General features: G+C 55.9%; 16 protein-coding genes and 1 pseudogene. All 17 read right to left on the minus strand.

Going from position 1 to position 20,261, the window contains the following annotated elements; all coding sequences use genetic code 11:
- Nucleotides 1–4: 4 nt before the first annotated feature.
- The 17 genes and pseudogenes from AC3WQH_RS14450 to AC3WQH_RS14530 all read right to left on the minus strand — a co-directional run bounded on the left by AC3WQH_RS14450 (nt 5) and on the right by AC3WQH_RS14530 (nt 20,172).
- A complete protein-coding gene (locus AC3WQH_RS14450) occupies nt 5–1,234 on the minus strand; it encodes an ROK family transcriptional regulator (RefSeq protein WP_005830808.1) in 1,230 nt (409 codons plus the stop codon).
- Between the two features lie 27 nt (nt 1,235–1,261).
- Nucleotides 1,262–2,224, minus strand: a complete 963-nt coding sequence (locus AC3WQH_RS14455) for an ABC transporter ATP-binding protein (RefSeq protein ID WP_197187156.1) — start codon at nt 2,222–2,224, stop codon at nt 1,262–1,264.
- Entirely contained in the window at nt 2,217–3,209 is a 993-nt protein-coding gene (locus AC3WQH_RS14460; protein ID WP_005830814.1) for an ABC transporter ATP-binding protein, read from the minus strand. Before AC3WQH_RS14460 ends, AC3WQH_RS14455 begins: the two co-directional genes overlap by 8 nt.
- 18 nt (nt 3,210–3,227) lie before the next feature.
- Nucleotides 3,228–4,121: an ABC transporter permease subunit gene (locus AC3WQH_RS14465; protein WP_025845145.1), complete on the minus strand. Its 894-nt coding sequence runs from the start codon at nt 4,119–4,121 to the stop codon at nt 3,228–3,230.
- A gap of 19 nt (nt 4,122–4,140) precedes the next feature.
- Entirely contained in the window at nt 4,141–5,064 is a 924-nt protein-coding gene (gene nikB / locus AC3WQH_RS14470; RefSeq protein ID WP_005830817.1) for a nickel ABC transporter permease, read from the minus strand.
- A 152-nt stretch (nt 5,065–5,216) separates the two neighbouring features.
- Nucleotides 5,217–6,800 carry a glutathione ABC transporter substrate-binding protein gene (locus tag AC3WQH_RS14475; protein WP_492332110.1) on the minus strand — a complete coding sequence of 528 codons (1,584 nt, stop codon included), beginning with the start codon at nt 6,798–6,800 and terminating at the stop codon, nt 5,217–5,219.
- 95 nt (nt 6,801–6,895) lie between these two features.
- Nucleotides 6,896–7,960, minus strand: coding sequence for a Gfo/Idh/MocA family protein (locus tag AC3WQH_RS14480; protein WP_005830821.1), 1,065 nt, complete (start codon nt 7,958–7,960; stop codon nt 6,896–6,898).
- Between the two features lie 82 nt (nt 7,961–8,042).
- Entirely contained in the window at nt 8,043–9,062 is a 1,020-nt protein-coding gene (locus AC3WQH_RS14485; protein WP_492332111.1) for an ROK family protein, read from the minus strand.
- A 333-nt stretch (nt 9,063–9,395) separates the two neighbouring features.
- Nucleotides 9,396–9,995: a response regulator transcription factor gene (locus AC3WQH_RS14490; protein ID WP_005830825.1), complete on the minus strand. Its 600-nt coding sequence runs from the start codon at nt 9,993–9,995 to the stop codon at nt 9,396–9,398.
- Nucleotides 9,992–11,128 (minus strand): sensor histidine kinase, encoded by a 1,137-nt coding sequence (locus AC3WQH_RS14495; protein ID WP_005830826.1) that lies wholly within the window; start codon nt 11,126–11,128, stop codon nt 9,992–9,994. Before AC3WQH_RS14495 ends, AC3WQH_RS14490 begins: the two co-directional genes overlap by 4 nt.
- A 67-nt stretch (nt 11,129–11,195) precedes the next feature.
- A complete protein-coding gene (gene desA, locus AC3WQH_RS14500) occupies nt 11,196–12,275 on the minus strand; it encodes a Delta(5) desaturase DesA (RefSeq protein ID WP_005830828.1) in 1,080 nt (359 codons plus the stop codon).
- Nucleotides 12,276–12,449: 174 nt separating this feature from the next.
- Nucleotides 12,450–13,184 carry a hypothetical protein gene (locus AC3WQH_RS14505; RefSeq protein ID WP_005830830.1) on the minus strand — a complete coding sequence of 245 codons (735 nt, stop codon included), beginning with the start codon at nt 13,182–13,184 and terminating at the stop codon, nt 12,450–12,452.
- 74 nt (nt 13,185–13,258) lie between these two features.
- Nucleotides 13,259–13,716, minus strand: a pseudogene (locus AC3WQH_RS14510) (hypothetical protein); the annotation flags it as partial.
- Between the two features lie 437 nt (nt 13,717–14,153).
- On the minus strand, nt 14,154–15,191 hold the full coding sequence (locus AC3WQH_RS14515) for an ABC transporter substrate-binding protein (protein WP_026558201.1): 1,038 nt from the start codon (nt 15,189–15,191) through the stop codon (nt 14,154–14,156).
- Between the two features lie 104 nt (nt 15,192–15,295).
- Nucleotides 15,296–16,927 carry a helix-turn-helix domain-containing protein gene (locus tag AC3WQH_RS14520; protein ID WP_005830837.1) on the minus strand — a complete coding sequence of 544 codons (1,632 nt, stop codon included), beginning with the start codon at nt 16,925–16,927 and terminating at the stop codon, nt 15,296–15,298.
- Between the two features lie 114 nt (nt 16,928–17,041).
- Nucleotides 17,042–19,138, minus strand: a complete 2,097-nt coding sequence (fhuB, locus tag AC3WQH_RS14525; protein WP_081774615.1) for a Fe(3+)-hydroxamate ABC transporter permease FhuB — start codon at nt 19,136–19,138, stop codon at nt 17,042–17,044.
- The gene (locus AC3WQH_RS14530; protein ID WP_005830841.1) at nt 19,135–20,172 is read right to left on the minus strand and encodes an ABC transporter substrate-binding protein; all 1,038 of its coding nucleotides are present in this window, start codon (nt 20,170–20,172) and stop codon (nt 19,135–19,137) included. The genes fhuB and AC3WQH_RS14530 overlap by 4 nt, the downstream gene beginning before the upstream one ends.
- Between the last annotated feature and the right edge of the window lie 89 nt (nt 20,173–20,261).

A 20,261-nucleotide genomic window follows, 5' to 3' on the forward strand; every position in this document is an offset into this window, starting at 1 on the left:
CAAGCTAAAGCGACAGCGAAAACTGGAACGTGTTCTGCAACAAAATAGCGGCGGCGCCGACGACCTCGACGTCCTCCCCGAGCGAATTTGGCCGCAGCTCCAGCTCCTCTGTCAAAATGCCGTGGGCGTATTCGCTAACATACTCACGCACCTTTTCGATCAGCAGCTCGTTTTCAAACGCGATCTCGCCCCCCAAAATGATGACCTCCGGATTGAACAGATGAATCAGGTTCACCATCCCGGCGGCCAGGTAAGAAGCCGTCTCTTCCAAAATGCTGATCGCCAGCGCGTCTTTTTCGGTCAAGGCCAGGCGAAAAATTTTCGCGTTGATCCGGCTGATGTCGCCCTCCACTAGCTCCATGATGCTGCTCGCCTTGCCTTTGGCGAGCGCCGAGAGCAGCTTCGAGTAGATGGCGGGCCAGCTCACGTAGTTTTCCAGACAACCGATATTGCCGCAATCGCACCGCATGCCCGCCCGGTCGATCGTTGTATGGCCGAACTCTCCGGCGCCGCCCTTGTAGCCGCGGTAGATCGCCCCGTCCATCAGCAGGCTCGCGCCCAGTCCGTCCCCAATCGTCACGTACAGCATGTTTTGATAGTGGCGAAATTGTCCCAGCGTCTTTTCGGCGAGCAGGTACGCATTCGTGTCGTTATCCACCCACGTCTTCAGTTGAAACCGCTGCTCGACCATTTCTTTTACAGGCGCATCCCGCAGGCGCAGCTTCGGATTGTAGCGAATGACGCCTGTCGCGGCATCGACAATCCCTTGCGTCACAATCGAAATGCCTACGCAGTTGTCGAGGCTTCCGACCTGCGCCAAAAATCGTTCGATCGTGTCCAGCAAAAAGCGGAGGACACTCTCGCCTTGCTGTAGCTTCAACGGATGCGTTTCCTTTTTTCTGACGCGCGCCTCCAGATTCATCTGGGCGATGGTCAGTTTGGAGCCGGAAAGCGAAATGCCGATCAAAAAACGGCTGTCCGGCGAAAACTGCACGAGAATCGGCTTTCTTCCCCCGTTCGACTCGCCGACTCCCACCTCGCACACGAGCGCGTCGCGGATCAGCTCGCCGACTGCCGAAGTGACGGTTGTCGGACTCAGCTTGTTCCGCTTGGCGATTTCACTTCGGGAAATGGGGCCGTATTGACGGATCGTGTCCAATATGATGGATCGGTTCAGTTCCTGGATCAGCTTCAAATCGCCCGTCCTGCGTTTGACACCATCCCTTTTATTCATGGATACCTCTCCTGCCGCGCATGCCGTTCACAGATGGCACGCGACCAGATGATCGTCGTCTGCCGCCTTTCGCAAATCTGGCGGTGTCGTCTTGCATATGTCCATCGCATACGGACAGCGCGTATGAAACAGGCAGCCTGCCGGCGGGTTTACCGGGCTCGGGACATCCCCCTGCAAAATGATGCGCTCCCGCTTCGCGCGCGGATCGGGAATCGGGACGGAGGACAGCAGCGCTTTTGTGTACGGATGCTGCGGGTTGGCAAAAATCGTCTCCTTCGCCCCGGACTCCACGAGGCTGCCCAAATACATCACGCCGATTTTGTCGCTGATGTGCTCGACCACGCTCAAGTCGTGCGAAATGAACAAATACGTCAAATGAAACTCCTCCTGCAAATCTTTCAGCAGATTGAGGATTTGCGACTGGATGGACACGTCGAGCGCCGAGACCGGCTCGTCGGCGACGATCAGCTTCGGCTTTAAAATCAGGGCGCGGGCGATCCCGATGCGCTGCCGCTGCCCTCCGCTGAACTCGTGGGCGAACTTTTCCGCGTGGTAGCTGTTCAGGCCGACGACCTCCAGCGTCTCGGCGACGGTTCGCTCCCGCTCCTTGGGGGACAGCTTCGTATGGATCACCAGCGGCTCTGCGACTACATCGCGAATTTTCATCCGCGGATTGAGCGAAGCGTACGGGTCCTGGAACACCATCTGCACCTGCTTGCGCACCTCGCGCAGCTTCGTCTCGTTCATTCTCGAAATTTCTTCGCCCGCGATCCAGATTTTGCCCTCATCCGGGGTCAAAAGCCGCGTGACCAGCCGTCCGGTCGTCGATTTGCCGCAGCCGCTCTCCCCGACGAGGCTGAACGTCTCGCCTTCGTGGATGACAAAGGAGACGCGGTTGACGGCCTTCACGCTTTTTTTGCTGGAAAAAAGGCCGCTGTCGATCGGAAACGTCTTTTTGATCCCGTCTACCTGCACCAGTGGTTTACGCATTGGCCCCCCTCCCTTCCGCATCGTACAGCCAGCAGCGGCAAAAACGGTTCTCGCCCACGCTCGCAATCGCCGGCTCCTGCTCCCAGCAGAGCGGCATCGCGTCCTTGCAGCGCGGAGCGAATTTGCAGCCTTTTGGCATGTTGTTCGGCGTCGGCACATTGCCGGGGACAGAATCCAGCCTGTCGCGCTTCTGGCCGATTTTCGGGACGGAGCCAATCAGCCCTTTTGTGTACGGGTGCTGCGGATCGTCAAACAGGTCGTAGACGGACGCCTCTTCCACGACCCGCCCGGCGTACATGACGACGACGCGGTTGCACATCTCCGCGACGACGCCCAGATCGTGCGTAATGAGCAGCATGGACATCTGCTCGTCCGCCTGCAACTGTTTCATGACGTCGAGAATTTGCGCCTGGATCGTCACGTCGAGCGCCGTCGTCGGCTCGTCGGCAATCAGCAGGCTGGGATGGCAGGACATCGCCATGGCGATCATGATTCTTTGCCGCATCCCGCCTGAAAGCTGGTGCGGGTACTCGCCCAAAATTTCTTTCGGCCGGGGAATCCCTACCTTTGTCAGCATGTTGACCGCGTGCTCGCGCGCTTGCTTGTCCGAATAGCCAAGGTGCAGGCGAATCGCCTCCATCAACTGCTCGCCAATTTTCATCACCGGATTGAGCGAGGTCATCGGCTCCTGAAAAATCATCGAAATTTCTTTGCCGCGAATCCGGCGCATGTCGTTCTCCGAGATGGACAGCAGATTCGTTCCGTTGTAGCGAATTTCTCCCTGCGTGATCTCGCCCGTCGTATCCTTGAACAGCCGCATGATCGAAAGCGAGGTGACGCTCTTGCCGCAGCCCGATTCCCCGACCAGGCCCAGCACTTCGCCCTTTTTTATATGAAAGCTGACGTTGTCGAGGACGACCGTCTTGCGTTCATCTCTCGTAAACTGTGTTTGCAGATGCTTAACCTCGATGATGTTTTCACTCATCTGCCCCAACTCCCTCGTTTAGTTCTTCGTTTTCGGGTCCAGAATGTCGCGCAGGCCATCCCCTACCAGATTGAACGCCAGCACCGACAGGAAAATCGCCAGGCCGGGAATCATCACGACGTGCGGGGAAGTGGCGAGATAATCGCGCCCCATGCTGAGCATGGCTCCCCAGTCGGGACTCTCCGGCTTTGCGCCCAGACCGAGAAAGCTGAGACTCGAAGCCGCCAAGATAGAAGTGCCGATCCTGAGCGAAAAGAAGACGATCATGCTGGAGACGGTTTCCGGAAAAATGTGGCGAAAGATGATCCGGCTGCTTTTTGCCCCCATCGAGCGCGCCGCTTCCACGAAGACCGCTTCCTTGGCCGCCAGCGTATTGCCGCGAATCAGGCGGGCAAACGACGGAATGCTGAACACCGCCACGGCCACCACCACGTTCGTCAAGCCGGGGCCGAGAATCGCCACAATGGCGATCGCGAGCAGCAGGTCGGGAAAAGCGAACATCACGTCGCTGCCGCGCATGATAAGCCGATCAATCCAGCCGCCGTAGTAGCCGCTGCACAGCCCCAAAATCGTTCCGAGCACAGCCCCCACAAATACCGAGGTAAAGCTGACGCCGAGCGAGAGACGCGCCCCGACGATTATCCGGCTCAAAATATCCCGTCCATACTCATCCGTTCCCGCCCAGTGCGCCATCGACGGCGTCTGCAGCGTGGCGTCGTAGTTTGGCTCGTACGGATCATACGGGGCAATCGCCGGGCCGAAAATCGCCACGAGCAGCAAAAACAGGATGAAAAATCCGGCCCAGAACGCCGTCTTTTGCTTCTTCCACTTTTTCCAGAACTCCCGCGCCCTGGAGCTTTTCTGTTCCACGGCAACGGCCGTTGTCTGGCCGATTTCCTTTACTACCTCCATTTACCTCGCCCCCCTTCGCCTAGCTTTCATAACGGATTTTCGGATTGAGCGCCTTGTACAAAATGTCCACCAGCAAGTTCACGAGAATGAACTCCAGTGAAAACAGCAGGATGACCGCTTGCACGACCGGATAGTCGCGGAAGGCAATCGAGTCGACCAAAAGCCGCCCCATGCCCGGAATGCTGAACACCGTCTCCACGACCACCGAGCCGCCCAACAGGAATCCGAATTGCAACCCGGCGATCGTCACGACGGGAATCATCGAGTTTTTCAGCGCGTGCTTGCGAACGACGACGGACTCCTTCAAGCCTTTGGCCCGGCCTGTGCGGATAAAGTCCTCCTTCAGCGTCTCCAGAAGCGAGGAGCGGGTAAAGCGGGCCAGCATCGACATGATCCCCGCGCCCAGCGTCAGCGAAGGCAGCACGTAGCTTTTCCAGCCGTCGACTCCGCCCGTCGGGAACCAGCCCAGCGTGACGGAAAAAATTTGTATGAGAATGAGCCCCAGCCAAAAGCCCGGCAAGGAAATGCCGGAAATCGCCGTCAGCATCCCCACGTAGTCCGGCCATTTGTTGCGGAAGACAGCGGAGACCGTGCCGATGAGCAGCCCCAGGACGAGCGCCCAGCCCAGGCTCATAAATGTCAAATTCATCGTAATCGTAAAGCGGTTGGCAAACATGTCGCTGATCGGAAGCCCTGTTTTCAAGGAATGGCCGAGATTGCCCGTGAGCAGGTTTTGCATATAGGTGACGTACTGCGACAGCAGCGGTTTGTCCAGTCCAAGCTCCTGGCGCACGCGGGTAATCTCTTCGAGCGTGGCGTCTTTTCCCGCCGCCAAGCGGACAGGGTCCCCCGGGACGAGGTGGATAAAGAAGAAAATGAGCAGGGACACGACGAAAATGATCGGGATGATCTCGATGAGCCTTTTGACGATATAACGGAACATTTAGCGGTTCCCCCTAACGGATGGGAAAGCACAGCGGATGGCAACGCCATGCTTTCCTTCTCCCAAAGACTTTTCTTGATTGTTGCGACCAAAACGTAATAGGAAAGCAGCGTTGGGCTGCGAGCAGCGACCCAACGCTGCCAGAAAAACCGTTATTGGAATGCCGCTTCCCTCACATAGATGCCGCCGCTCGGCGTGATGTAGACGCCGTTTACGTTGGCGCGCTTGCCGTACAAAATCTCGTCGACCGCCAGGAAAATCCACGGCGCATCCTTGAAGACGTGTTCCTGAACCGTTCCGTACAGCGCTTTTTGCTTGGCTTCATCGGAAGACTGCGTCGCTTCCTTGATGCTTTGGTCCACGATGTCGTTTTTGTAAAAAGCGGTGTTGGCGCCCGCTGGCGGGAAGTTCTCGCTGCTGATCAACGAGCGCATCGCATTGTCCGGGTCCGCCGAAGACCAGCTAACGTACCACATGTTCATCTTCGCTTCCTCTGGCGATTTGATGCCGTAGATTTCGTCCGACAGCGTCGCTTCCTCCATCGACTTCACTTCTACAGTCACGCCGATTTTTTGCAGTTGTTGCTGGATGAACTGCATGCCTTTCATCGTGTCGGAGTTCGTGTTGCCCCAGATTTCTGTTGTAAAGCCGTTTTCGTAGCCCGCTTCCTTGAGCAGTTGCTTCGCCTTTTCAATGTTGTACTCATAGACGCCCTGCTTGGCGTAGTGCGCGATCGTCGGGGACATGACCGATTCCAGTTGCGTGCCGTAGCCTGCCTTCACCACTTTGATAAACGCATCCTTGTCGACCGCGTAGTTGATCGCCTGGCGCACGCGCAGATCGTCAAACGGCTTTTTCAGCATGTTGATCGAGACGTAGCGGGTGATCGTGGACGGCGTGCGCTCCACCTTGACGCCTTCTGCTCCGCCAAGTGTCTCGGCCTGTTGCTCTGGCAGCGGATAGATGACATCGGCCTCGCCAGTTTTGAGCATCGCTACGCGCGAGCCGTTTTCCGGCACGGGCTTGTAAACGATTTTCCCGACCTTGGCCGCGCCTTTGTTCCAGTGATCGGGGTTCAGTTCGACGGTCAGATGGTCGCCTTGTACCCATTCCACGAATTTGTAAGGGCCAGTGCCGACAGGGTTTTTGGAAATTTCCTTGCCGTACTTTTCCAATGCCGCCGGGCTGATGATGCCTGTCGTGAACTTGTTAATCATCGCGGAAAACGGCTGGGTCAGCGTCACTTTGACGGTGTACTCGTCGACAACCTCTGTGCTCTTGATGTATTTGTAGTTGCGGTACGCCCGCAGATTGTTGTCCTGGTTGCTCATCCGGTCGAAGTTGATTTTGACCGCTTCGGCATTGAACGGCGTGCCGTCGTGGAACTTGACGTTTTGCCGCAGCTTGAACGTGTACTCGGTCGCGTCCTCATTGACCGAATATTCGGTCGCCAGCCCCGGCATGAGCTTCAAGTCTTTGTCGTAAATCAGCAGCCCTTCGTACATCGAGGTTTGCACGCCAGAGGACAGGGCATCCCCGGTATTTTGCGGGTCCATCGTGATGAAGTTTTCGTTTACGGCGATCACCATCTGGTCTTTCTGCGGTGCGCCCGTTTCCGTGTTCGCGCCCGTGTTGGTCGACGCTGCCGGAGTCCCGCCTCCGCTGGAACATCCAAAAAGTAATGCCACTGAAAAAAGTAAGACAGATGCTGCTCGCAAGTACGATGCTTTTTTCATTCCCCTTTTCCCCCTTACAAGGTTCTGTTTATGGATGCAATCTTGTTTATGGATGCAATCTGGATGTCCGCTGCTGGGCACGGCCGCCATTTTTCTCAGGAAGAGAAGACGACCTCGCGTCCGGTCTGCGCCGATTCGTAAATGCCGCAGAGAATTTTCATCATCTCTACGCCGTGTTCCACTGGGCTGAGTGTCTCTTTTTCGCCCAAAATGTATGAGATGAAGTGGTCGATTTCATTTTGAAAGCCTTGCTTGAAGTCAAACGACAGCTTGTCGATCTGCGGCGTGACGTTGAGGATCGTGTCGTGCTTTTCCGTGATGATGGAAAGCTCCGGCTCCACCTCTGCGCCGCCTTTGTCCCCGTACAGCTTCACGGCCAGCTCCTCTTTTTTGGCGTGCAGCGTGTAGCTGACATCCACGAACAGGGAAGCGCCGTTTTCGAAGCGGATCAGCGCGTTTGCCATATCCTCGACCGTATTTTTGCTCGGATCGTAGTCAGCCGCTTTGTAAAAAGACAAGTTTTTGACGTGGGCGCGGTTGCCGAGCTTGTTGTATGTATTGCCGCTTACGGTCGCAACCTTCGGGCAGCCCATCAAATACCAGCACAGGTCGATCACATGTACGCCGAGGTCGATCAGCGGCCCGCCGCCGGAGCGCTCCTTGTCCGCAAACCAGCCGCCCGGATTGCCCAACCGGCGCAGGCAGGATGCTTTGGCGTAATAAATCTCTCCCAGCTCGCCCGCGTCGATAAACTGCTTGAGCAACTGCGCATTGGTGTCGTACCTTCTGACGAAGCCGACCTGGAGCCGCTTGCCGCTCTGCTTTACCGCTTCCTCAATCAGCAGGGCGCTCTCTACCGAGGTGCTGAGCGGCTTTTCCAGCAGCACGTGCTTGCCTGCGCGCAGAGCGGATACGGCAATGTCGGCGTGCGTGTTGTTCCATGTGCAGATGCTCACCGCGTCAATCTGCGGGTCAGCCAACGCTTCCTCCAGATTGCTGTAGTGCGCCGCCGCCTCGTACTTTTCTGCTTTTTCCTTCGCCCGTGCTTCGTTGAAGTCGACGACGGCCTGCAACTGTGCGCGGTCATTTTGCTGATACGATTGCAGGTGCATGTCCGAAATCGAGCCTGCCCCGATCACCGCAACCTTTACCTTTTCCATGCGGATGTTCCCCCCCCTGTGTCGTTTAACTGGTTAATTTATTTTTTCAGTGGAGTTATTAATTGAATGATACAAAATAATCTTAATCTTTGCAATATAGTTTCCGCTTGAAAATGGGAAGATTTGCTTCCTGCCCGTCCCACGAAAAAAACGACCCTGCCGCCCCGACCGCGCCCGCCTCTACGCCGACCTGTTGCAGCGCGAATTTCACCTGGTTCGCCATGGACGGGATGCACCGTTCCCTGACGCTTTTTTCTGCTTCCGCAAGCAGGATGGACGAAGCGTTCATGACGCCTCCGCCGAAGACGATTACTTCCGGGTTGAACAGATGAATCAGGCTGGTCGTGCCCACGCCCAAATAAAAGCCCGCCCGCTCTACGATCTCGATGCAGGCGCGATCTCCGGCAAGCGCCGCTTCTCCGATCGCTTTTGCCGTCAACGCCTCGCCCGTCGTCAAGGCACCGCCTGCACCTGCCAAAACAAGCTCGCCCGCCTCGACCTGCTTGCGCGCCAGCTTTTCAATCGCCGTCCCGGAAGCGTACAGCTCCAGGCAGCCACGGTTGCCGCAGCCGCACAACGGGCCGTTCCAGTCGATGGAAATGTGGCCGAACTCGCCAGCCCCGCCTTCCGCCCCCTGCACCAGTTGGCCGCCGCTGATGATCCCCGCCCCGACTCCCGTGCTGACCGTCACGTAGATCATGTTCTGCGTCCCCTTGCCCGCGCCCCACATCCACTCCGCCACCGCAGCGGCATTCGCGTCATTCATCAGCCGGACAGGCAGCCCGAACCTGTCTGCAATCAGCCTGCCAATCGGAACATTCCGCCAGCCGAGATTGCCCGCAAAAATCACTTCGGCAGCCGCGCTGCCGATGACTCCGGCCGAGGCGATGCCGACTCCGCGCACGCTTCGCCGCTCCACCTGCGCCGTAGCCAAAACGCCTTCGATCGCCGCCAACACTCTGTCGATCACCGCCTCCGCTCCTTCCTGCGAAGCCGTAGGCAGCAGCGTCTGTCCGAGCATTTTTCCACTGCTGTGCACCAGTCCTGCCAATATTTTCGTCCCACCCAAGTCCAATCCAATCGCATACTCGTCCCGTGCCATGTGCGTCCACTCCTTCCGTTGCTCTGATTCCTGCAAAATGATTGCTACCGCTTACATTATTTTCTCCAATGGCTTTACAAAGTTGCTTAGCTTTAGTTTTAGCACAGGTCGGAAAGAAAATAAAGCATTCGTACTTTTCTGACTAAAAAAGAAAAGCCCGGCCCCCGCACGCATCCCGCTACGTCAACAGGCCACTCCACCAACATGCCGCATTAGAAAACTTGGCTGCGCCAAGCCATTTGCCCAGCCTTAGTTGCACGAAAAAACCCTTCCTGCCTGCTACAGAAAGGGCCTCTCCTGCTATGCTCCCGTTTTCGCTACTTGACTACTTGGCTACTTGAACCAGCCTTTTTCCTTGAAATGCATGATCGCCTCGATCCGGTTGCTCACGCCGAGCTTGTCGAGAATGACGGAAATGTAGTTGCGCACGGTCCCCGTCGTAATGAAAAGCTGGCTGGCGATCTCCTTCGTGTTTTTGCCGTCCGCGATCAGCAGCAGCACTTCCTTTTCCCGCTCGGTCAACGGATTCTCCTGTCCGTACGCCTCATCCACCAGCTCCGGGGCGTAAATCCGCTTGCCCGCCATGATGCTGCGAATCGAGCTGGCCAGCTCCTCGCTCGGGCTGTCCTTGAGCAGATAGCCGTTGGCCCCGGCCTTCAGCGCGCGCTCGAAGTAGCCGGGACGGGCAAAGGTCGTCAGGATCATCACCTTGCAGCCGCTGCCTTTCAGCTCCTCTGCGGCATCCAGACCGCTTTTTACAGGCATCTCGATATCCATGATACAGATGTCAGGCTTGTGCAAATGCACCAGCTTGACGGCATCCTCGCCATTGCTCGCTCTCCCGACGACCTGCATATCTTCTTCCAGATCGAGCAGCGAAGCCAGGGCGCCAAGCAGCATGCGCTGATCCTCTGCAATGACGATGCGAATCATGATCCCGCCTCCTTTTCCGGTTGTTGGAAGGCGTTTGGCACCCGAAAGACGACCTGGGTGCCAGACTCCGACGACTGAATGTCCATGCTGCCGTTGACAAATTCCAGCCGCTCCCGCATCCCGCGCAGCCCGTTCCCCCGGCAAACAGATTCCTCTGCCATCCCGCTGCCGTTGTCGATGACGCGCACGATCAGATCCGTCCGGGCTGGCTCGATGACGATGGAGCATGCCGTGGCGTTGCTGTGCTTGACGACGTTTGTGACGGCTTCCTTGAGGCACATGCTGAGCACGTTTTCCGCCATCAGGGAGGTGTGCTTCAAATCCGGATCGCCTTCCACGGATAACTCGATTTCCGCCGCCTTGAAAATTTGCTTGATGCGGAACATTTCCTCCGCAAGCCGCGTCCCCCGCATCTGCGTGACCATTTCCCGCACTTCCTTCAACGCAATTCGCGCCGTCTGCCTGATTTCCTCCAGCTCCGTTTGCGCGCGCACAGGGTTTTTATAGATCAACTTGCTCGCCAGGTCGCTTTTCAGGCCGATCAAGGACAGCTTTTGCCCCAGCGTATCGTGCAGGTCGCGGGCGATGCGCTGCCGCTCCTCCAGTTTGACCAGCTCGGATATCCGCTTGTTCGCGTGGTTCAGCTCTCCCTGCAGCTTTTCCCGCTTGTTCCAGTTGTACGTCGTCACCGGCAGCAGAATGACGGCGATCAGGCTGACGAGCACAAACGGCAACTGGTTGAAAAGCTGCGCGTTTTTCGAGAGAAAGCCCATGTTGATCGTCACGACGGTGCTAATCAAATGAATCGTGTACAGCGTGATAAAGCCGATCTTGTTCTGGATATTGCCGATGAAAAACGCCAGAAACAGCGAGAAGTACACATAGCCGAACATGACGGTCATCGCAATCGAAATCACGATCTGCAAGCTGGTCCAGAAGTAAATCAGCCAGCCCTTGGAGAGAAACGCCAGGACGTAGCAGACGAAAAACAGGATAATCATCGCGATTCCGCTCACGACCTCGTACGTGGACGACGAGCGAAAGATGAAGTAGAACGGCAGGATGTAGAAAACAACCCACACATAAGGACTAAGGCCCGTGTTTTTATGGAGAATGTGATACCACTTTTGCATGGATGCCCACCTTTTTTTCTTCGCCACTACTTATCAGTGTATCGGAATGCAGGGGATTCGGGCAGGCTTATTTTCTTTCCAAACTGGCTTTTTTGCTGTGCAGCGCGTCGATAATCGCCTCAGCCGATGCCGACATTAGCTTGACTTGCTGCTGTTTGCGTTCCTTGATTTCCTTGAAGCTCACAAAACGCTTGCTCTCTTCATCCCACAGGCGGAAGCGCAACGATTTCACGCTTGTAGACAGCGTAATCGTCGTCGCCATTTGCAGCGGCGGCGTCTCGTTGTGCGCTTTTTCCAAATTGTAGTTTGGCACCTTCGGGCTCAGATGATGCACGTGGTGGAAGCCGATATTTCCCGTGATCCACTGCAACACTTTCGGGAGCTTGTAGTAGGAGCTGCCCTCTACTGCGGCCTTCACGTAGCTCCACTCTTCCTCGTTTTCAAAATACGAATCCTCGAACTGATGCTGCACGTAAAACAGCCAAATCCCGAGCAACCCGGAGACAAAAAAGACGGGAAGCTGCACGAGCAAAAATGCTTGCCAACCGATCGCCCAGATCAGAAGCGCATACAGGCCAACCAGCAACACATTGGTCAAATACGTGTTCAATCGCTCTTTGCGGCGGGCTCCTTTGCGATTGAAGCGGTATTGCAGCGCAAATACAAAAATCGGACCGATCCCGAACATGACAAATGGATTGCGGTAGATGCGATAGGCGATTTTACGCCAAAGCGGAGCGGCGAGATATTCCTCCACCGTCAAAATCCAGATGTCGCCGACACCGCGCTTGTCGAGGTTGCTGCTCGTCGCGTGGTGAATGGAGTGGCTTTGCTTCCACTGTTCGTACGGGACGCATGTCAGCACGCCCGTGATCGTGCCGAGAATGTCATTGGCCCGACGGCTTTTGAAAAAAGACTGATGGCAGCAGTCGTGAAAAATGATGAACGTGCGGATGACAAAGCCGGCTGTCAAAATCGCCAGCGGCAACGTCAACCAGTACGATACGGACAGGCTGAGATAGGCGCCATACCAGAGCAAAAGCAGGGGAAGAATCGTGTTGACCATCTGGCGAATGCTCGACTTGGTGTCTGTTTTTTCAAAGGGGGCCACATTCTTTTTGAGCTGGGCGATGTTCGATTGATGCATCAATTGGTACCTCCTCGATTGAACTGCGCGGATGACTCAGGTTGCATCAGACGCATTTTTCTATCTATATTGTAAGAAATACGCGCTGGCCCCTGTAGTCATAAACGTCAAGTCGAGGGTATGACAAATGTCATGGTTGAAAAAAGAACTGGAAAATTTAGGGTGTGTGAATGATCACGAAAAATACTCCAACAAATAAACCGTCTGCTCCTGCGGCTTCCACAGAGCAAACACCGTCCCGCCGCCGATCGCGGACATGAAGCGGAAGCGCTCCGTCGCTGCGCAAACCATGCTCTTGTCGATTCCGTAATCGAATTTGACGTTCCATTGCAGGTTCATGAAAAACTCTTCGCTCATCTCCTGCGCCGTCTCCCGAGCGATCAGCACTGGCGAATCGTCATGGCCCCAGCCTTCCGTCAGCTCGGTAATATGGCGAAATTCGCCAGTCCGCTCGTAATGATATTTCGTAAATTCGTAACTGTAAAACGCCTCGGCATAGTAGTCCACGTCAAAATCGGCCACTTCGGCCAATTCGTCGATCATCCGCTCCTTGTACGCCGCAACCGTTACTTTTTCCTTCCAGTACGTTTCCTTGTTTTGCGCAAAATCGGCCTGCAGCAAGGCGTAGACTTCCTCCACGTTGCCTTCGCCAAACACCGCCAGGTCGCCGAGAAACTCGTACTTGCCTGCTACGTAGCGAAAGCCGAAAAAATTGTTTTCCGCATTGCGGTACTCTCTCTCACAGTAAAGGCCATCCGTGCCGAGCAAATGAAACGTGTACTCCCTGCCGTCCTGCCTACAGGCAAAGCTGAGCAGCGGCCTGAAGTAGCAAGCGAGCCTCTCGTCTGTAAAAACATCGCTTGCCTTCGGATACAGGATTACTCCGTTTTCGTGCCATTTTTTCGCCATGTTTCTCTCCTCCTCTATCTCTACAGCCACGGACCGAAAAAGTTTTGTACCGCCTGCCTGGAATAGCCGTCCTCGCCGCCCCACTTGTATCGCTCGAAATTCAGCACATTCAAATCCTCTTCCACATACGATTCCCGGGAGGCGATATGGAAGCTGTCGCACACGTAGCAATCCCCGTGCATCGCGTAGGCGACGCCGTTTTCCGCTGCGGTATATCTGCCTGCGTTGCTTGCAAACGGATGCAGCGTAAACGGCCGCGTCAACCCCAACTGGAGAGCGCGCTGCGCAAGTGCAGCTTGCGGGTGGACAAGCTGTGCAAAAAGGCGGCCGCTACCTTTTCCTTCGGCACCTTTTCATGCCATTCCACGACCTGGCGCACACACTCGTCATGATGAATCGTTAGCGGATCGAACATCAGCCTTTTGCTTTTCGCATAGGCAAAATCTTCACCCGAATAGTCGTAGGGGCGACTTTTCCAGCCTTGGCTGCTCCAAAATGTTTTCATTAAAATTTGCCTGGCTTTTTTATCCACAAAGGATTCCCCTTCCTTGTCCATGCCGAGCATCCTACACAGGTATATTTTTCCTTCCATATTTTAGCGCATAATCGCATCGAGGCTATAGCCTAAAAGACACTTTTTCCAAATTTCACAGTGGTCGCCCTCCCGTTCTGTTCCCTTTCCAGGGCTTACGAGAAATATTTTCCTGCTGGATGATAAAAAAATTTAGCGGGGAAGGCTCCGCGAAGCGGCTGACGAGCACCGTCTACGAATGGAACAAAGATTTGCGAAAATACGAGCGCACAGCAACGGCTGTCTCTCCCCAGTAGAAAACGCGGCTGCACCTTGCCATTGGCGGAAGAGGAGCCTTTGCCTTGGTTGCACTTGCACGGCTGCAAACAAAAAAAGACCTCATCCCTTGCCCGGATGAGGTCTTGTGCGTTGCGTTGTTTATTGGATTGGCTCGCTATTTACTGGACATCAAGGCGCTTCATGATGTCGTCAAGCAGCAGGTTGGCCGCTTTGATGCCGCCTGCTGTGTTCCAGATCGTCTCGCTAACCTGGAATACTTTGTTGTTTTTCGATACGTTCAACGATTTGAAAACTGGGCTGTCCATCCACTTTTTCGCCATGTTGGTAATATCGGTGGCGCCTTTTTCTTCCGATACCCAGTAGAACAGGACGTCTCCATCCATGACGGACATGCCTTCTTCGGACACGAACTCCGCGAAGTTGTTCACGTCTTGCGAAGCTGGACGCGCGATGCCCAGTTGTTCGAGCAAGACACCGCTGAAGGTATCCTTTTGGTAAATCTGCACGCCTTTTTTCGAGAATTTCGCTACGGATACTTTGGTAGCCGTCTTCGAGCCAAGCTTTTCTTTGGCTGCGGCTACGCGCTCGTCAAACTCCTTGAGCACCTTCTCGCCTTCCGCTTTTTTGTTCACCGCTTCGGCATAGAGAGCGAAGTTGGTTTTCCATCTGCCCGACAGCTCTTCCGCGAACACGGTTGGCGCGACCTTGGACAGTTGGTCGTACACTTTTTCATGACGGACTTTGTTTCCGATAATCAGGTCTGGGGAAAGCGATACAATCTTTTCGAGGTTCGGCTCGGTTTCAAAGCCGAGAGACTCTACCCCTGCCATCTCGTCCTTGATATGGTCGTACCAAGGTTCGCCTTCCCACGATTGCACGGCAGCGATTGGCTTCACGCCGAGAGCGAGCAGCGCTTCCGTTCCTTCGTTGGTCAGGATGATGACGCGTTGCGGCGTTCCTTTGATCTGGGTCGTACCCATGGCGTGCTTGATCTCGCGCACTTCGCCTGCTTCCGCTGGAGCTGGCTGGGCGGCCGTTGTGCTTTGCTCCGTCGTCGCTTGTTGCTGGGCTGGCTGCTGTGTCTGCTGTGCCTGATTGGCACCTCCTCCGCAGCCTGCCAGAACAAACAGCATGCAAAGAGAGAAAAAGCTGGTCATGATGTGGCGCATGGTTCGTGCGCTGGTCTTTCTTTTCATATCGAGATATGCCCCCACTTCTATCAGTCGCTTGATTGATAACCATTATCAATTGATAGTATATAGAGACTGCTCCCGCTTTTCCATGCACGCCATTGCCTGTTTTATATGGACGGGATTGCCCGCAAAAAGTACGCCGTGCACTGCTCGATCATGTACTCCCTGCCCAGCGGCCCCCACGGGTCCCAATTTTTGCTCTCCGGATAGTACACCTTGTTTTCCCGAACAGCCCGCAAGCTTTGCCACAGCGGGTTCGGCCACAGGCGCTCCACGTCCTCTTTTTCGCTCCAGAACAGGATGATGCGCTCAGGGTCGATCCTGACCAGCTCCATCAACGCGTCAGGCTTGTAGGAGGCGTGTGTCACATGCGGATCGGGCTGGAAGCCGAGCTTGTCATAAAACAGGTCGGTCAAGGCGTGCCCTTCCGTCCCGTACAGCCGCACCTCATTCTCCAGCACCCGGACGATCGTCCATTCGCCTTGGCGCGTGACGGGGAGAAGCGCCTCTCTTGCCGCTTTCTCCACTTTTTGCACGTGGTCGATAATCCGCTGGGCCTGGTTCTCCTTATTGAAAACCGTGCCGATCTGCCGTTGATACTCGTGCCAACTCAAGTAGCCGTTGAACATGAACGTCTCCCCGAGCTTTTTCCACTCTCCCTGCCCCTGCTCCTGTCCCGTGTCGATCTGCACAATCACGTCAGGCGACAAAGGCAAAACCTCCTGCGGCGTGATGCTGCGCTCCGCATTCAACGCCTTCGTCCCGCGCAGGCGCTGCTGCAAATAAACCGGAAACCCGGTTCGCGTCGGGAAATAGTTGGGAAACGACGGGGCGGCAATCGGCTGAATCCCGATCGCGAGGAAGTGATCTTGCAAAAACAGCTTGCTCGCGATCGCCACGCGCTGGCCCGCCTGCTTCATGTAAATTTGCGGCGACAAGCCTTCCCGCTTTTTGAACAGACGGCTGAAATAAAGCTCATCCGAAAAGCCGACACTGCGGGCCACGTCTTTGACGCGATTGGCGGAAGAAGACGAGGACAGCATCGCCTTCGCCTCCTCCATCCTAAGCTGCGTCAAATACTCCCCCGGCGTCATCCCGACTGCCCGCTTGAACGCCCGGCAGTAGGAGCTTGGCGTCAACCCGGCCAGCTTGGGCAAGGCCCCGAGGTCCAATGCCTCGCGAAAATGCTTTTTCATGTAGTCAATCGTCGCGGCAACGGAGCTGTCCCCGCCTTTTGCCCGAGCGCTTCGCTCCTCGCAAGCCGTGGCGAGCAAGTCGTAAAACAACGACTGGGCGCGCAGATGCAGGCATTCGTCCGCTTCTTGCCCCAAGCGGTACAACTCCTCCAGCTTCGTCACAAAAGCGGATGCGGACGCGACAGGAAACACTTCTGCTCCCGCCGCTTCCCCCGCCAGCCGCTTCTGTGCGCCGGGTGCTGCCGCTTGCTTGCCGCCTGCTGGCGATGCCGCGTCGATCCGCGTATAGTGCAGCCGATACATCTGCAGCGGTCCCGAGGGAACGGACAGCTCGTCAATGCGCATCGCAGGAGTCAGCATGATGAGCGTGCCCGCCTCGATTCCATGCTTTTTGCCATTGACGGTAATCTCTCCGCTGCCTTCTGCCACATAGCAGAGGACGTATTCTTCCAGTCGCAGTTGCCGCAGACGAAAGCCTCTTTTCAACCGCTGCTTGCGAAAAGCAGTCCATACATAAGCATGACAACCCCGGCTGTTCCTCATCAGACTCACATCCTTGCTTTCGTCATTATCTGTACAAGAAAAAAGTAGCCAAGCGTCGGTGCAGCCGCCTGTACTACTCCTTTTTTGTTCGATCATGCTGGATCGCATCTCTGTCTACGATTGTCGTACTTTTGCCGCACGGAACATCAGCAAGAACAAATACGGCGCACCCAACAGCGCAACCACGATGCCTGACGGGATGTCTTTTGGAATCATCACGACTCTCCCGAGCAAGTCGGAGGCGGCCAGCAAGACCGCGCCCAACAGCGCGGAGACGACGACTGCCCTGCGGTGGTGAGCCCCGACCAGCAAGCGTGCCGCATGCGGCGCGAGCAAGCCGATAAACCCTACAGCCCCGACGCTGGCAACAGCCGCCGAAGCGAGCAGCACCGCAATGACCGCTACAGCGAGTCGCGTCCGGCGTACCTGCAAGCCCAAGCCAATCGAGCTTTCATCGTTAAAGGCGAGCAGGTCCACGCGGCGTCCCAGCCACCAGGCGAGCGGAGTCAGCACGAGGATCGCGGGCAGCAGTCGGCTTATTTCCGTCCAGCCGCGTCCGTATGTGCTGCCTGCCATCCAGGCGAGCGCCGGTGCAGCCAAAAGCTGTGCTTTTACGATCAAAATATTGATAAAAGCGGCGCCTGCTGCGGCAACCGCGATCCCGACCAGAGTGAGAATGATCGGGTTCAAGCCCCTCCGCCACGAAACGGCGTACACAATCGTGGCAGAGACAATCCCTCCGAGCATGGCTCCCAGCGGCATCCACGCGGAAAACTGCGGGAACACGAGCAGCAGCAGGATGGCTCCCACGCCCGCACCGCTGGTCACCCCGACGATTTGCGGATCAGCGAGCGGGTTGCGCACGGCGCTTTGCATGAGGCTGCCGCTGATCGCCAAGGCCACTCCCGCCAGCATCGCGGTCAAAAGCCGCGGCATCCGCAGCTCGAACAGAAGCTGGCTGTACATCTCGTTTCCTTGTCCCATGAAAACGGCGATGATTTCCGCCCAAGGCAAATACAGATTCCCGATTGCCAGGCCGGACATCCAGACGAGGACGAGCAGCACGCACAAGATGACGACGACGATCGGATACGGAACTTTGCGCTGCCAGCCGCCTACGCTCATCGAGGTCTGCGCCCCGGAGCCTGTGCCTCCGCTCAGCTTGCGGGATACCCGCATCGCCAGCCAGATCAGCCACGGCCCGCCAATCGCCGCCGTAATCGCACCTGCAGGCAGCTCGCCGTACGCATTGATAAACGTGCGTGAGATCGTGTCAGAGACAACGAGCAGCGCCGCCCCCCAGATCGCACTGATCGGCAAAAGCCAGATGTGTCTTGTCAGCCCGCTGAGCCGCACCAGATGCGGTGCCACCAGCCCGATAAAGCCGATCGGCCCGACTACGCTGACGCTGACACACGTAATCAAAATCGCGATGAGCATGGCGATCAGGCGCGTTTTGCCGACCTTTTGCCCAAGCGACTGCGCTGTTTCTTCGTTAAAGCTGAGCACGTCAAGCTGTCTGGCCATCAGGCAGCTCGCTGCCACCCCGAGCAATATCAGCGGCCAACTGAACTGCACCCCTGTCCAGTCGTTTTGCTTCAAGGAGCCTGAACCCCAGATGAAGATGCCCTGTGTCGTTTCTTCATTAAACAAAATAATGGCACTGGTCAGCGAAGAAAACACCAGGGTAACGATCATCCCGGACAAAGCTACGCGCACGGGCGTTCCTTTTCGCCCACCCGCCATGTAGTAAACGGCAGCAGCAGCCAGTATCCCTCCCGCCATGGCAAATGGCAGCGGGTACTGGTGCAGGATCGCCGGCCAAAAAACCATTCCGAAAACGACAAACAAATAGGCTCCGGCATTTACGCCCAGCGTCGTTTCCGAAGCAAGCGGATTTCGCGTCACGGTCTGCATCATCGCTCCCGCAACCGCCAAAGCCGCGCCGGATAAGAGCCCCATCACCGTTCTCGGCAGACGGACGCCGTGAATCATCTGATGGTCGGCAATATCTTGTGGGGAGAGGATCGCTTCGATCACGGTACGTACCGAGATGTCAGCCAGTCCTTGTGTCAGGCTGACAAATGTGAGCAACACCAGAAGCACGAGGCCGCCAAGCAGCATCCATAACGGCCTCAAGCCTTCTCTTGAAGAAGAAGGGGCTTGATGGATGCCGCTTGGGGCATCGCTTTCACGCTTGGCCAGACTCATTTCGCCAGCAGATCAGCAGCTTTTTTCGCCATGATTTGTGCGGACAATGGACCGCCGTATGGCCACATGTCGCCGCCCAATGCGTAAATGCGATTTTCTTTGACAAATTTGAGGCCGTTCCAAACCGGGTTGTTTTTCAACTGGTTCTCGATGACGTTGTCATCGTCCTGAATGATGTGCAGGAAGTTGGCATCCTGGAGCGCAGGAAGTGCTTCCACGTCTGTCGTCGTCATTCCGTTCATCTCAAATTTCTTAGGTTTGTATGCGTTGGTCAGTCCGACGCGGTTCAGAATTTGGATCGCGGTAGAGTTGTCCGTGGACAGACGGAATTCTACTGCGTTCTGGTTGCTGTAACCCATGGCGAGTACGATTGGCGTTTTGTCCATGCCAGCTTTGACAATTCGCTCTTTTGCCTCTGCATAAGTTTTGTCGAGCTCTTTCAGCACATTTTCTGCTTCCGCATTTTTGCCCAAAATATCGGCAATTTCCTTAAAAGTGGCAATCATTTGGGTATATTGATCGCCCTGGCCTTCTGCCGGGTTGGATTCAAACGCGATGGTTGGCGCAATTTTGCTCAACTCGTCGTAGTTCGCTTCCACGTTGCGCTTCATGCCGATAATGAGGTCAGGCTTGAGGAGCATGATAGATTCCAAGTTTGGCGCGACGCGGCTTCCCACGTCCACTACATCCGGGGCAATTTCCACAGGGAGCTTGACCCACTTTTTCATATTTGGAATATCGGCAATTCCTACAGGCTGCATGCCGAGAGCCAGAACATGCTCAGCGCTGCTCCATTCCAGAGCAACAACGCGCTTAGGAACGCCTTTGATTGTCGTTTCTCCCATCAAGTGCTTGACAGTGCGCACTTGTTCTTCCGCCGCCTTGTCTGCCTCTGGCTGCGCAGATGCTGCCGGCTGTGCCTGCCCGGAACCGGATTGGGCGTTTTGAGTAGCAGTCCCTCCGTTCCCGCACGCTGCCAACAGAAGCATGGCAGACAAAAAGACGAGCAGGATTGGTAACTTCGTGATACGCATGCGATGACTCCCCCTTTTTTACGTTGCAAGCATTCTAAGGATGATTACTGGCGATGGTCATGTCTTCCACTATGCAATGATAATGATTA

The sequence above is a fragment of the Brevibacillus sp. FW301-21C12A genome, from assembly GCF_058788915.1.